Source organism: Acinetobacter sp. YH12027, assembly GCF_013420085.1.
Taxonomy (GTDB): domain Bacteria; phylum Pseudomonadota; class Gammaproteobacteria; order Pseudomonadales; family Moraxellaceae; genus Acinetobacter; species Acinetobacter amyesii.
The window spans coordinates 1-13,687 of record NZ_VOYW01000038.1 but is presented as its reverse complement, the minus strand read 5'-3'; the positions used below and the strand labels follow the sequence as shown (position 1 = coordinate 13,687).

Sequence of the window (13,687 nt, the reverse complement as noted above, 5' to 3'; positions counted from 1 at the left end):
ATTTTAAATACATCTTATAAATAACAGCCATGAGAGATCAGCTATGACTCCGCAGCAAATTGACCTAGTAAAAGCAACTGTTCCTGTTCTACGTGAAAATGGTGTCGCGCTGACTGGTTACTTCTATAATCGTATGTTGGGCAATAACCCTGACCTCAAAGAAACCTTTAACATGGGACATCAGCGCAGCGGTGCTCAGGCACAAGCCTTGGCGGGTGCTGTATTGGCTTATGCTGAAAATATTGAGGACCCATCTGTACTTTTACCAGTTGTAGAATTAATTGCGCATAAACATGTGAGTCTTAACATTCAAGCGCCAGACTATAATATTGTCGGCGAAAATTTGCTGCACTCGATCAGTGAAGTATTAAGCATTTCAATGGAAGATCCACTGATTGCAGCTTGGGCAGCAGCATATGGACAATTGGCAGACTTGTTTATCAGCACTGAAAAAGCGATTTATGAGCAACATCAGCAAACTAAAGGCAGTTGGTTAGGTTGGCGTAATTTCAAAATCGCGAAAAAAGTGGCTGAAAGTGATGAAATCACCTCATTCTACCTTGAGCCTTCTGATGGTGGTGATTTACCAAAATATGAAGCAGGTCAGTACATCTCTGTACGTGTATTGGTCGATGAGCTGGGTCTAAAACAACCACGTCAATATACACTGTCTACCAGCCCACAAGACAACTACTTACGTATCTCTGTAAAACGTGAAGATCAGAAAGGTGACTTGGTTCCAGGTTGGGTATCAAATACACTGCATGGCTTGGAGATCGGTTCAGAAATCGAAGTGTCTGCACCAACAGGTAATTTCTTCCTGATTGATTCACAAAAACGCAATGTCTTTATCAGTGGTGGTGTAGGTCTAACACCAATGATTGCGATGCTGAATCAGTTGGTGACTTTAGACATGCCACAACCTGTAACCTTTATCCATGCCTGCCGTAGCAAACAAGTGCATGCAATGCATAAACACATTCAGGATTTAGAAGCAAAATACCCACGTCTTAGCACCTTTACAGCGTATGAGTTCCCTCATGCTAATGATAAGTTAGGTGAAGATTATGATGCTGCTGGTCGTCTAGACTTAGGCAGCATGGATACTGCACTGTTACCGATCAATGCGGATTATTACCTTTGCGGTCCAATGCCATTTATGGCTGAACAACAGAAAGCTTTAATTGCTCGTGGTATTCCTGCTAGCAATATTCACAGCGAAGCTTTCGGCACTGGTGGTGTAAAACACTAACTAAGCTATTCACCTGAAATACAAAGGGTTAGTTTAGTTATGCTAGACTAGCCCTTATTTATTTCTCTCAGACTCACAGTATTATCATGCAACTCAATAAATTCACCGATTATGCATTACGCATTTTGCTCTATATCGCACGCCCTCGTGATGTGCCTTATAACATTGCTGAAATTGCAGAAGACCTGCATGTTTCGCGTAATCACTTGGTGAAAATTGTGCATTTTATGGCAAAACAAAACTGGTTAATCACCAGCCGCGGCAAAGGTGGCGGTATTCGTCTAAACCCTGAAGCACTTGAGGCTCAGCTCGGTCAAATCGTACGAATTCTGCAAGGCCATCACCAGATAGTAGAATGCAATGACCCACCCTGCGTACTGCGCAGTCAGTGTGGTTTAAAAAGCATTTTAGACCAAGCTTTAGAACAGTTTTATCAAAGTCTCGATCAGTACAAACTTGCCGATGTCTTGCAACCAAGCAGCGCATCTAAATTTACAACACAATCTCCGATTCAAATGATCAATCTCTAATTTCACTTTGCCTGCGACAAAATTCGCTTGCCTGCCCGACTTCCTTTATAATGCGTGTTGTTAAATCAGTTATTGAAGTTGGGTTATGCATCAGCACAGAGGAAAATCACGAAACAGTAAAGCGGCCAATGCGCCGAAGCAAAAGATTACTTACGAGAAAAAAGTAGACTCTGCGATTACTGAATATGCTGTGCGCTCGCTCAACTGGCTACGCAAAGCTGAGTTCTTAATGAGTGCGCCTAAACTCAACCTCTGCGTTGAAGATACCGGCTATGAAATTGCCTTTGCTGGCCGCTCTAATGCGGGTAAGTCGAGTGCCATTAATGCGCTCACCAACCAAAAACAATTGGCACGTGCGTCGAAAAAACCGGGTCGTACCCAAATGATCAACTTTTTCAGTCTAGGAAATCCTGATCAGCGTTTGGTCGACTTGCCTGGTTATGGCTATGCCGCTGTACCTGAAGCGATGAAAATCGTGTGGCAAAAAGAGTTAGAAAACTATCTGATACACCGTGAAAGTTTACAAGGTCTTGTGCTGTTGATGGATATCCGTCATCCACTACAACACTTTGACGTCATGATGTTGGAATGGGCACATTCACGTAAATTGTTCGTACATGTACTCCTGACCAAATCAGATAAATTAAACCGTGGCCCAGCCTCTAAAGCACTACAAGAAGTGAAAGCAGCATTGAAAAAAATGAAGCTAAACTTCTCTATCCAATTGTTCTCATCATTGAATAAACAAGGTTTAGAAGAGTTAGCGAGTGTCATGGCGGGTCGTCTTAACTTCACTCTAGAACAATCGACAGAGTTTGATCTCGACAGCATACCTGAAGCATCGGAAGATGATATTGAAATCGATGCAGATGCGGAAGCATTCGACGACATCGACACTACATCTGAAGATTTACCCCAAGCTGAAGGCAAAAATTCAGACCACTAATCCAGTAATTTTAAAGTCAGCGCAAGGATGATTGTCTGACAAAAAGTATCATCTGAAGATAATGAAATGTCCTGTATTGCTAATCACAATGCAGGATTTTTTTTGGATACTGAATACATCAGATGTGTACTCGATCACATAAAAACAAGGATAGGTCATGAAATTACTCTCCCGCTTGAGAAACACAAAACTTGGATCATCAATCGAATATAAAATTAAGCCACGTAAAGTGAAATTTGAGTGGCAAGATACTCAAGTTGACTGGGTACCCAACCAAGCTTTTGTCAGCTATTTTATTAATGAAATTAATATGATCTTACCGGCAGGTGAGTTTTGGTTTTGCCGTCTGTATAACAAAGTATTGCCACAAATTAGAGATGAAAAATTAGCAGAGGACGTTAAAGCATTTATCCGCCAAGAAGCCATGCATGCTCAGGCGCATAACTCTACCAATAAAGAATATCTATCTCACCGCAATATCAGTATTCAACGCAACCTTGAAATCATGGACTTTCTCTTTGGCAAACTGCTTGCGGACCAACCTTTAGGGCTCAACGTACCTAAAGCTTTGGATCATCAGTGGGATCTCTTTCGTTTAGGGGTAATTGCAACAGTTGAGCACATGACCTGTGTACTAGGCAAATATGCTTTATATAATAAAGAGTGGGAACGCCTCGGTGCCGATCCGAATATGCTCGATCTAGTAAAATGGCATGGCGCAGAAGAATTAGAACATCGTACCGTGGCTTTTGATTTGTATCGTCATCTCGGTGGGGGCTATATTTCTCGCTATTATCAAAGTGTGATCGTGATTGCTGCCGTACTTGGTCTATGGGTCGATGGTGCAGCACATATCATGCAGCAAGACTCGCGCTATGCATCGATTAAACCTGCCGTATATAAACCGTGGATTTGGCGTGAATGGGCGCGTATCGCGCAAAAAGACAATCGCTTATTGCCACATCCGCTTTGGTTAGTGTCGCAGCAATTGGGGTATTTAATGCCTTGGTACGATCCTGTGCATGAAGCGAAAACTGAAGATGCGATTGCCTATCTCGACAACTCTCCTGCTGCAAAACGTGCCGCACTGAAAGTCGCTTAAACACTACTTTAAAATCTGTATTAAGCAGGGTTCGCCCTGCTTTTTTTGTACCCACATCCATTACGCTCAATTTTTTATTGAGCAATCAACACACTCAAGATGGATAAGGTCATAAGTTCAAGGTTTAAAGTACAGGTATTCCGAGTTCCCTATTCTCTTTAAAATGCATTTATACTCAGTCTCATCCTAAAATAAAAATACACCGTTCAGGAGCATCTCCATGCACGCTCACATCTCCGTTATTACACTGGCCGTGAAAGATTTACACGCTGCATTCGCGTTTTATCAGGAGGGTTTAGGTCTAAATAGCGCAGGGATTATTGGGACTGAATTTGAACATGGTGCTGTGGCATTTTTTGATTTACAACACGGTTTAAAGCTCGCACTCTGGCCGCAAGATAGCCTGAGTCATGACACCGGAATCAGTACATCAGCGTTTTGTCCAACTCAAATGTCTCTTGGACATAACGTCAACAGTACCGCAGCCGTCGATCAAATCATGCAACAAGCCCAACGCGCAGGTGCAAAAACAATTAAGCCCGCACAGCCCACGTTTTACGGTGGTTATGCAGGCTATTTTCAAGACTTAGATGGGCATCTGTGGGAGATCGTCTACAACCCACATTTTAGCTGTCTATCTGCTTAATTCGACAACGCTGGTTCATCTACATCTCGCGTATGACGATCCACCACCACACTAATCATCATATCACCCTGTACGTTCACCACAGTCCGTACCGTATCCAATAGACGATCGATCGGCAGCAATATCGCAATGGCTTCTGCAGGAAGCCCAACCGATTGTAAAACCATAATCATTGTCACCATTCCAGCACTTGGAATGCCCGGTGCGCCGAGTGACGCAATCATGGCGGTTGCACAGACAATTAACTGCTGACCCAAGGTTAAATCTAAGCCCATCAAGTTAGCAATAAATAACGCAGCAGCAGCTTCATACAACGCTGTACCATCCATATTTAACTGTGTGCCCAATGGAATCACAAAACCTGCTGTTTGAGGACGTACGCCTAAATTTTCCTGCGCACATTTCATCGACAGTGGCATCGTTGCTGAACTTGAACTGGTTGCAAAAGCAGTGATTAAGGCAGCTCGTGTTCCTCTAAAAAATGCCAGTGGACTCATTTTCCCAAAAATCCAAAGCAACAGAGGTAACACCACTGCCCCATGGAAAATCGTGGTCCCTGTGACTACGGCAGCAAACTCCGCGAGGCGACTCAACACCGAAATATCTTCGGTAGCAATCAATTTAGCCAATAATGCAAAAATACCAATCGGTGCAAGCTTCATCACCCAACCGATGATCATCATCATGATGTCAAAAAATTGCTGACTGAGCTTTCTCACACTTCGAAATTTTTCACCGCCTTTGACCAAGGCCACACCTAAAAATAGTGAAAACACCACGACAGCGAGTACATTGCCATCACTAAAGGCTTTAAACGGATTGATCAGTGTATTTTGAATAAAATTGGTAAAGAATGAACCTGCTGTGAGGGTGTCAGGACTCTGATGTTGTTGCATTGCATCTTGGAACATGACGATGTCCACGCCCTGCCCAACTTTAAAAATATGCGCACATGCTAGACCCAAGATCAGTGCCAAAGTCGTGGTGGTGACACAGCAAGCTAAGGTAATTTTCCACGTACGACTCAGCTGACCACCCGCTTGTAAATTCGATACCCCCACCACAATCGAACTAAAGATCAGCGGAACCAAGATCATTTTCAGCAAGCCAATAAAAATACTACTGGCAATCCCCAGGCCATACAGGCTGGCGGATAAAAACTGCGTCTCTGGAAACTGAATTAATAAAAAGCCAAATGCCACACCCAATATTGCGGCAATTAAAATCTGCGTATTTAAGCTCATTGTGCCTTGCATTTATCATCCTTTATTCAGGCACTATGCCATGCGACCCATTGAGAATCGAGGAATTTTTTGTCACATATACTACTACAATTCTGCAAAGCACGAATTCAGCTCCATTCAACTTATACTGCACCCTAATTAGATAACTCGAATCCGTGAGTAGCTTCACACCAATAAATGACGGAAATAAAAAAACCGAATCAGAAGATTCGGTTATTTCAGCATTTCAACATGTACGACTTAACACATAGTGCTCAAAGCTTATTGCGTTTCAATTTCGCGTAAACGGATCAAGCCTTCTTGTGTCGTACTACAGACCAACTCACCGTTTTGCCACATGCGACCAAAATTTAGACCACGTGAACTGGCACTGACGGTAGCATCCATGTCATAAAGCATCCATTCATCCACACGGAATGGCTTATGGAAATACATGGCATGATCAATACTCGCACACTGCAAACTTGGTGATAAATAACTTAAACCATGTGGACGTAGTGCAGTCGTCATCAGCGTAAAGTCTGAATAGAATGCCGCAATAGCCTGATGTAAAGAGATGTCATCAACGTCAGCAGCAATTTTGTCATGGGTACGAATATAGTGTGCATACGACGGCGCAGCAGGCTGCGGTTGGTACGGGTTTTGCGGATCAATCGGGCGAATTTCCACATGACGGTCACGCATAAAAGATGCACGGACGTTTTCAGGAACAAATTCCACCATCATTCGTTTTAGCTCAGCTTCAGGTTTTAAATCTTCGACGGCTGGATATTCTGGCTCTGCAACTTGGTAATTCAAACCTTCTTCTTGCTCTGCAAATGACACCATACACATGAAAATGGTTTTACCATGTTGAATCGCACGAACCTGACGACTCACAAAACTGCGTCCATCGCGAATACGATCTACTTCATAAATGATCGGTGCATTGATATCACCACCAAATAAGAAATAGGCATGTAAGGAATGAGCAGGTCGATCTGTTGTATAAGATGCCGCACGGAGCGCCTGACCTAAAACCTGTCCACCAAAGACACGCTTCCCGACCAAATTTCGGCTTTGCCCACGAAAAATATTTTCTTCTAATTTTTCAAGACTGAGTAAATCAACCAACTCTTGTGTTAAGGCATTCATAACAAACCTATCTATCATTCGGGATTAAGCTAACGCAGGCAACATCAACAGATGTTTAAATATATTTTCCATTTTGCCATAAATCCAGACTAAAACCCTAAAGATTCGCTGACTGATCTGTCACCTTGCTGATGCAATATAACTGCTAAAAATACGTTTTTTAACGATAAAATCTTACAATATCTATGCAATTTGTCAGAAAATGACATACAGTTTTTAAGTACAATTACGCAGAATAGATTCCCCTCAGAATCTCTGTGGTTTGGTCATGAAAAGTAGGAGTTTGTATGTCCAAGAGCGGCTTTGGTCAGATGTATCGAAAGCTTTCGAGTAAACTGCTTGACCTTGTGGTAACACCGCATGTTTTAGGTGAAGTCCCTGTAGAACCTGTAGTGACTGAAACCGATACAGATACCGGCGTACAGACAACGAAAATTACCTGCTACGTTCTGCAAAATCATTCACGGAGTAATGCTTTAATTGTCGATGGTGAAACCCGTCGTTTAAAGCTACACCCTGCACTCGACCCAATGACTGTGGGTACGCAAACAGAAAAAGCCTCTGTGGTGTTTTTACAACATCATGATGAAGACAACTTACTCAATCCACCGCCACATGCCTTTCCACCTCGTTTATTGCGTTTAATTGAGGTTTTGGAAAAAAATCCTGATGCGGATGTTGAGCTCGTTCCTGTAACCGTGCTGTGGGGTCGTGAACCCGATAAAGAAGATTCTTGGTTTAAATTATTATTTACCGATACATGGTCTACACCAAGCAAAGTGAAGCAGTTGGTCAATATTGGTTTGCACGGTCGTCAATCGTACCTTGAATTCCATGAACCACAGTCTTTGCGTCGTTTGGTTGAATATGCCAAAACTACACATCCAAACTTGTCACCTGCGACTTATATTGTCAGCACACTGAATGATTATTTAGATGCACAGCGTGAAGTAGTTTTGGGGCCGGATTTATCTGACCGTCGTAATGTGATGCACGGCCTGATCAAATCTACGGATGTGCAAGATGCGATTCGTCGTGAAAGCATTCGCAGTAAAATCAGTATGGTTGAAGCTGAACGTCGTGCGATTGGTTATTTAAATGAAATCGTTTCTGACTATTCAGCCTCAACGGTTCGTTTTGCTGACTTAGCACTGACTCGTCTGTGGACACAGCTTTATGATGGCGTCGAAGTGCATAACTTCAGTACCGTTCGTGAACTGGCCAAAGACTACGAGATCATTTACACCCCATGCCATCGTAGTCATATCGACTATTTATTATTGTCATATGTGATCTATAAACGTGGCTTGATGGTGCCGTACATTGCTGCGGGTGATAACTTGAACATGCCATTTGTCGGGCAAATTTTACGTGGCGGCGGCGCGTTCTTTATTCGTCGTTCATTCCGTGGCAATGGTCTCTACACCACCGTATTTAAAGAATACCTCTACAGTATTTTGGTGCGTAATACACCGCTTGAATACTTCATCGAAGGTGGGCGTTCACGTACTGGTCGTTTATTACCACCGAAGACCGGCATGCTCGCCATGACTGTCCATGGTCATTTACGTAATCCAGCCAAACCGATCGTGTTCTTACCGACCTATATTGGTTATGAGCGTTTAATGGAAGGTGCGACCTACGTTGGTGAAATGAATGGTAAGCCAAAAGAAGGCGAATCAATCATCGGGATTATGAAAACACTGCGTAAGATCGAACGTATTTTCGGTAAAGTTCATTTGAACTTTGGTGAGCCGGTTTTCCTTGATGATATGTTGAAACAGCATAATGCAAGCAACATCAAAATCGAGAAAAATGACGACCCAATTCCGCCAGAAGTTTCGGATGCCATTAACAGTTCTGCACACGTGATTTTAGAAAATATTAACCGTGCAGCAGTGGTGAACCCAGTTTCATTGCTTTCACTGATTTTATTGGCAACATCTAAACACACTTTAGATGAAGAGATTTGCATTAAGCAGTTAGATACCTATCGCGATCTTTTAAATGCCTTACCTTACGATGAGCGCATGCAAGTAACACCGCTGTCAGGTAAAGAAATCATTGCTTATGGTTTAAAACTCAAGCTGATCAAACGTGTTAATCATGTTCTTGGCGATATTATTGCCATTGCTGATAATCAAGCGGTGCTGTTAACCTACTTCCGTAACAACATCCTGCACGCATTTATTTTGCCATCACTCATTGCCGCTTTGGTTGAACATAATGGTTCTATTCGCCGTGGTGATTTGATTAATGTCATTCGTACACTGTATCCATTCTTAAAAGCTGAGTTATTCCTCAAATGGAATAATGAAGAGCTTAAAGATCAGATCTGTGCGTATGCAGAAGTACTGATCAAAGCCAAGCTAATTTCTGAAGATGCAGAAGGCAACCTGATCTCCCCTGCGCCTAACTCAGAGCAGCACAATCAGTTAGTGGTCTTGGCTGCACCTGTGATGCAAAGTCTAGAGCGTTACTACATGACTTTGGCTTTAATCACACAACGTGGTTCAGGCAATATCTCGACGCGTCAGGTTGAAGAACTCAGTCACTTGGTTGGTCAACGTCTATCTGTGTTGTATGAATTTAACTCGCCAGAGTTCTTTGATAAGGCCTTATTCCAAAGCTTTATTAAAGTCTTAACACAACAAGGTTATATCAGCACCAATGAAAACAACGCCATTGTGTTTGATGAAAATTTCCAAAATGTTGCGCAATATGCCAACCTCGTTTTGGATGATGTGACACTCCAAATGTTGCAGCACATTACAACCTTTAGTGATGAAGAGTTAAAAGAAGCACTTGATAAAGTGGCGGCTGAACAAGCTAAAAAACGTTTGAAACGTAAGAAAAAATAAACCGTTCTGATTTTTTCGCCATAAAAGCGGAAGAAGATGAGCAAAATCAGGGACAAGTTGTAAAAAGCTTGTCTCTTTTTTTGGATTATACAAAAGTATTTAATATTTTCTTTTTTAAAATTAAGGTATATACATTCCAAAATTTTGGAGTTCCATTGGCTAGCGGTTTATTGCCTTTAAATTCATCGATATAAATAATATCAAAGTCCGCATCAAACAATTGTTTAAGCTCTTCCTGCTCAAAACCTATAAATTTTTCAGAAAAATTATTTACCCAATCATCATCTTTCCCTAACCGTTGTATGAGTAAGATGCCTTGCTCACTTAAGGATTCCTGCATTTTCTTTAAAACACTTTCAAGCGAATCCGTAGAACAAAAAAATAAACTGAATAAAGCAATAATTAAACTAGCTTTAGGAAAGCTATAGTCTTCAAAGGCCTGATTAGAAAATAAAAAATTCTTATTGTCTTTAAATTTACTTAGACAGATATTTTTAGCGTCAACAGACGGATCAAATGCATATACTTTAAAATGATGACGGAGTAGAAATGATGATTCATTTCCTGCACCACAACCACAATCAATCGCGATCTTTGGTAAATTCTCAAAATAACTCAAAGCTTTTTCCAAAATCGGTCTATGGGGTAAATTCTGAGTAAGTTCAGCAAATGATTTTGTCATTATTTAAATTTTATCCTTTGAGATCCATTCGAAAATTTGAACAATACATGTTGTAAAAGACCTATTTCATTCATTTATAGAATTTCTTTTAATACTCACCAAGCTACACTGAATTTTATACGTCACACCAATTTTACGCTACACATCACAATCAATCGTGCGCTAACTTAAAACCACTCTCCATCATCCGCATTGCATAAATTTTTTTACCTGTTTCTACTTCACTCTCTAAAACCAATTCGGGTAAATGCATAGCTCTTTGCAAATCCAAGATTCGCTCATGCAAAGGTTGAGGTTGGTTATTAGTACAAATATATGATTTTTCATGATGTTCCACGTGAAGTAGATGACACAGAAATTTTGCCAAATCATCGATATGTATTCGATTTGACCAATGGATATTGGGATAGTGATGAGTCGTTTCTGCCAGTTTCTGCATTCGTGTTGTCGATGTGCCATAAATCCCAGATGGACGTACGATCACGCATTCGGTAGGAAATGCTAGTGAGTAGTGATGCTCCATTTCAAGTAACAACATCCCCTGCTCATCGATCGGACGTGGCACAGTGTCATCATCAATGCGCTCCCCCGCATGCTCACCATAGACACGAGTGGACGACACCACGATTAAACGTTGTATTGGATGATGTGCTAATGCTTGAACAATTGGCTGTACAGAATCGACATAAGTATGTCGGTAAGCATCCACAGCATTGAATTGAGCATGGCGTGCAGGAGCCAAAAGAACATAGACAGCATCAATCGGTTGAACCTGCGACAAATCCAGTTGGTGAATATCTTGGATTAAATGTTCTGCAAAATCATCCTCTTTCGCACTACGACTCACTGTGGTAATTTGGTGACCTTGCTGAAATAATTGTTTAGCAACGCGTTGCGATGTTTTACCATAACCGATAAATAGAATATGCATCAAACGACCTATTCTCAGAACTGATCCATTTAGATCATATAAACCGAAGTTGAGGGGACATGGCTGCCGTCCATCAATTGCAAGGGGTTGGCAATGCCGCCGCTGCTTTACTTGAAAAACTAAATATTTTCACGACAGATGATCTTTTGTTTCATCTGCCACGCGACTATGAAGATCGTAGCACGATCATCCCCATGAACCAATTGACCGTGGGTCGAAGTTATTTACTAGAAGGCACGGTCAAAAGTATCGACTTTCCACCCGGAAAGCGTAAATCGATGGCTGCCCTACTGGATGACGATTGTGGCAAAGTTACTTTACGTTTTTACCATATTTACAAAGGCATTACTGATCGGGTGAAACCAGGGAATCGTTTACGGATTTTTGGTGAAGTCCGTGTTGGTGCTCGTGGCTTAGAAATGTATCATCCTGAACTACAGGTGATTACTGAACACACACCTTTACCACAAACCCAACTCACTGCGATTTACCCTGCAACCGAAGGCTTAACACAGCCCAAACTACGTGAATACGTCAAACAAGCACTACAGTTATATAGTGATGACTTACCTGAATTACTGCCAGAAAAATTCACCAATGGCTATGCACTAAAACAGGCTTTGGACTATATTCATCATCCCCCTGTCGATGCCAATATGTTGCAACTGAGCCAAGGTTCTCATCCTGCACAGCAACGTTTAATTTTCGAAGAATTGGTTGCCCATCAGGTCAGTTTGCTCAGCCGCCGTGCTTATATTCAACAAATCGAAGCACCGTCATTCTCTACAAGTAAGAACTTCACCAAACAACTTTTAAGTACACTACCGTTTGAAATGACCGGCGCACAAAAACGCGTGTCCAAAGAAATTGCGGTCGATCTGAAAAAGAACAAACCTATGCTACGACTCGTACAAGGTGATGTAGGTGCAGGTAAAACCCTAGTCGCAGGCGTTGCAGCCTGTCATGCGCTCGAGGAAGGTTGGCAAGTGGCCATGATGGCGCCGACAGAAATTTTGGCCGAACAACATTATCTAAATTTCAAAAAATGGTTTGAGCCTATGGGACTGACCGTGTCTTGGCTTTCCGGTAAACAAAAAGGTAAGGCTCGAGCTGCGGCAGAACAAAGTATTCAAGATGGTTCAGCCAATTTAGTGGTCGGCACGCATGCTTTATTTCAGGACAATGTTCAATTTGCCAAATTAGGTTTAGTGATTATTGATGAACAACACCGTTTTGGTGTCGATCAGCGTTTGGCGCTACGAAACAAAGGTCTCAATGGCATGACACCGCATCAACTGGTGATGACAGCAACCCCTATTCCTCGTACCTTGGCTATGTCGGCTTATGGCGATTTAGATACCTCCGTCATTGATGAACTGCCACCCGGTCGTACACCGATTCAAACAGTCACTATTCCACTTGACCGTCGTGAAGAAGTGCTACAGCGGATTGCCAGCAATTGTGCTGAAGCTAAACAAGCCTATTGGGTCTGTACCTTAGTTGAACAATCAGAAACTTTAGATGCTCAGGCCGCTGAAGCGACTTTTAATGAAATTAAAGAACGCTTTCCAGACCTCAATATTGGTCTTGTTCACGGCAAAATGAAGGCCTATGAAAAACAAGCAGTGATGCAGCAATTTAAAAATAATGAATTGCAATTACTGATTGCAACCACAGTGATTGAAGTTGGTGTTGACGTCCCGAATGCCTCAATCATGGTAATTGAAAATGCAGAGCGTTTAGGGCTTTCACAATTGCATCAGCTACGTGGTCGTGTAGGACGTGGTGCCAAAGCCAGTTTCTGTGCCTTGCTGTATAAAAATCCCTTATCGCAAAATGGGCAAGAGCGTTTACGCATCATGCGCGAGACCAATGATGGCTTTATCATTGCTGAAAAAGATTTGGAAATTCGCGGCCCCGGTGAGCTCCTCGGCACTAAACAAACGGGAGATATGGGCTTTCGTGTAGCAAAATTAGAGCGAGATGATCATTTACTCAATCAGGCCCACTATGTGGCTCAACAAGTCCTGAACGATTATCCTGCACAGGCTCAAGCGCTTTTAAAACGATGGCTGCCTGAAGCTCCTCGGTACGCCTATGTATAAAATTAGGATGATGGATCGATTATCCTAAAAATGCAGATTGGCTTTAACCAGTAAGCTTGTCGAACAGGTTGCTGTGGTGTCGTGATTGCACTTCACCACAAACTGTGCAAAATACTCAAAAAAGAATGATTAGGGTGTGTTGACATTTACAGCCGATAAATTGAGCTAAAGAGGCAACCATATAAATATACAAGCTAAAGCAACAGCGCTTTGATAGTTACGTTTTAGCTTATCGTATCTTGTGGCAATTCCTC

At 42.1% G+C, this 13,687-nt stretch carries 11 protein-coding genes and 1 pseudogene; 7 read left to right on the top strand and 5 right to left on the bottom strand.

Annotation, left to right across the window (positions count from 1 at the left end; genetic code table 11):
- Nucleotides 1-43 precede the first annotated feature (43 nt).
- The 5 genes from hmpA (at nt 44) to FTT94_RS12990 (ending at nt 4,476) form a co-directional block, all read left to right on the top strand.
- Nucleotides 44-1,252 (top strand): NO-inducible flavohemoprotein, encoded by a 1,209-nt coding sequence (gene hmpA, locus FTT94_RS13010; RefSeq protein WP_078192460.1) that lies wholly within the window; start codon nt 44-46, stop codon nt 1,250-1,252.
- A gap of 86 nt (nt 1,253-1,338) precedes the next feature.
- On the top strand, nt 1,339-1,782 hold the full coding sequence (locus tag FTT94_RS13005) for an Rrf2 family transcriptional regulator (protein ID WP_180170929.1): 444 nt from the start codon (nt 1,339-1,341) through the stop codon (nt 1,780-1,782).
- An 85-nt stretch (nt 1,783-1,867) separates the two neighbouring features.
- Nucleotides 1,868-2,728, top strand: a complete 861-nt coding sequence (gene yihA / locus FTT94_RS13000) for a ribosome biogenesis GTP-binding protein YihA/YsxC (RefSeq protein ID WP_180110386.1) — start codon at nt 1,868-1,870, stop codon at nt 2,726-2,728.
- 157 nt (nt 2,729-2,885) lie between these two features.
- Nucleotides 2,886-3,830, top strand: a complete 945-nt coding sequence (locus tag FTT94_RS12995; RefSeq protein ID WP_180170928.1) for a metal-dependent hydrolase — start codon at nt 2,886-2,888, stop codon at nt 3,828-3,830.
- 220 nt (nt 3,831-4,050) lie between these two features.
- Complete coding sequence (locus FTT94_RS12990) at nt 4,051-4,476, top strand: VOC family protein (RefSeq protein WP_180105599.1); 426 nt, start codon at nt 4,051-4,053, stop codon at nt 4,474-4,476.
- Here the strand turns inward: FTT94_RS12990 and FTT94_RS12985 are convergent.
- Nucleotides 4,473-5,732, bottom strand: a complete 1,260-nt coding sequence (locus FTT94_RS12985; protein WP_180170927.1) for a dicarboxylate/amino acid:cation symporter — start codon at nt 5,730-5,732, stop codon at nt 4,473-4,475. The genes FTT94_RS12990 and FTT94_RS12985 overlap by 4 nt on opposite strands.
- 249 nt (nt 5,733-5,981) lie before the next feature.
- A complete protein-coding gene (locus FTT94_RS12980; RefSeq protein WP_180170926.1) occupies nt 5,982-6,854 on the bottom strand; it encodes an acyl-CoA thioesterase II in 873 nt (290 codons plus the stop codon).
- 287 nt (nt 6,855-7,141) lie between these two features.
- On the opposite strand from FTT94_RS12980, the gene plsB reads away from it, so the two are divergent.
- Entirely contained in the window at nt 7,142-9,715 is a 2,574-nt protein-coding gene (gene plsB, locus FTT94_RS12975; protein ID WP_180170925.1) for a glycerol-3-phosphate 1-O-acyltransferase PlsB, read from the top strand.
- A gap of 85 nt (nt 9,716-9,800) precedes the next feature.
- Here plsB and FTT94_RS12970 read toward each other — a convergent pair whose 3' ends face one another.
- Together FTT94_RS12970 and FTT94_RS12965 are read right to left on the bottom strand one after the other, a co-directional pair.
- The gene (locus tag FTT94_RS12970) at nt 9,801-10,397 is read right to left on the bottom strand and encodes a methyltransferase domain-containing protein (RefSeq protein WP_180170924.1); all 597 of its coding nucleotides are present in this window, start codon (nt 10,395-10,397) and stop codon (nt 9,801-9,803) included.
- A gap of 151 nt (nt 10,398-10,548) precedes the next feature.
- Nucleotides 10,549-11,328, bottom strand: coding sequence for an NAD-dependent epimerase/dehydratase family protein (locus FTT94_RS12965; RefSeq protein ID WP_180170923.1), 780 nt, complete (start codon nt 11,326-11,328; stop codon nt 10,549-10,551).
- 59 nt (nt 11,329-11,387) lie between these two features.
- Between FTT94_RS12965 and recG the strand changes: the two genes are divergently transcribed.
- The gene (gene recG, locus FTT94_RS12960) at nt 11,388-13,433 is read left to right on the top strand and encodes an ATP-dependent DNA helicase RecG (RefSeq protein ID WP_180135130.1); all 2,046 of its coding nucleotides are present in this window, start codon (nt 11,388-11,390) and stop codon (nt 13,431-13,433) included.
- 165 nt (nt 13,434-13,598) lie between these two features.
- Here recG and FTT94_RS12955 read toward each other — a convergent pair.
- Nucleotides 13,599-13,687 (bottom strand): annotated as a pseudogene (locus FTT94_RS12955) (IS5/IS1182 family transposase); the annotation flags it as partial.

What these genes read in the sequence shown, in the direction of transcription:
- hmpA (WP_078192460.1), top strand. Translation starts at nt 44, where the DNA reads ATGACTCCGCAGCAAATTGACCTAGTAAAAGCAACTGTTCCTGTTCTA.
- FTT94_RS12990 (WP_180105599.1), top strand. Translation starts at nt 4,051, where the DNA reads ATGCACGCTCACATCTCCGTTATTACACTGGCCGTGAAAGATTTACAC.
- recG (WP_180135130.1), top strand. Translation starts at nt 11,388, where the DNA reads ATGGCTGCCGTCCATCAATTGCAAGGGGTTGGCAATGCCGCCGCTGCT.
- FTT94_RS12965 (WP_180170923.1), bottom strand. Translation starts at nt 11,328, where the DNA reads ATGCATATTCTATTTATCGGTTATGGTAAAACATCGCAACGCGTTGCT.
- FTT94_RS12970 (WP_180170924.1), bottom strand. Translation starts at nt 10,397, where the DNA reads ATGACAAAATCATTTGCTGAACTTACTCAGAATTTACCCCATAGACCG.
- FTT94_RS12980 (WP_180170926.1), bottom strand. Translation starts at nt 6,854, where the DNA reads ATGAATGCCTTAACACAAGAGTTGGTTGATTTACTCAGTCTTGAAAAA.
- FTT94_RS13005 (WP_180170929.1), top strand. Translation starts at nt 1,339, where the DNA reads ATGCAACTCAATAAATTCACCGATTATGCATTACGCATTTTGCTCTAT.
- FTT94_RS12995 (WP_180170928.1), top strand. Translation starts at nt 2,886, where the DNA reads ATGAAATTACTCTCCCGCTTGAGAAACACAAAACTTGGATCATCAATC.
- plsB (WP_180170925.1), top strand. Translation starts at nt 7,142, where the DNA reads ATGTCCAAGAGCGGCTTTGGTCAGATGTATCGAAAGCTTTCGAGTAAA.
- yihA (WP_180110386.1), top strand. Translation starts at nt 1,868, where the DNA reads ATGCATCAGCACAGAGGAAAATCACGAAACAGTAAAGCGGCCAATGCG.
- FTT94_RS12985 (WP_180170927.1), bottom strand. Translation starts at nt 5,732, where the DNA reads ATGCAAGGCACAATGAGCTTAAATACGCAGATTTTAATTGCCGCAATA.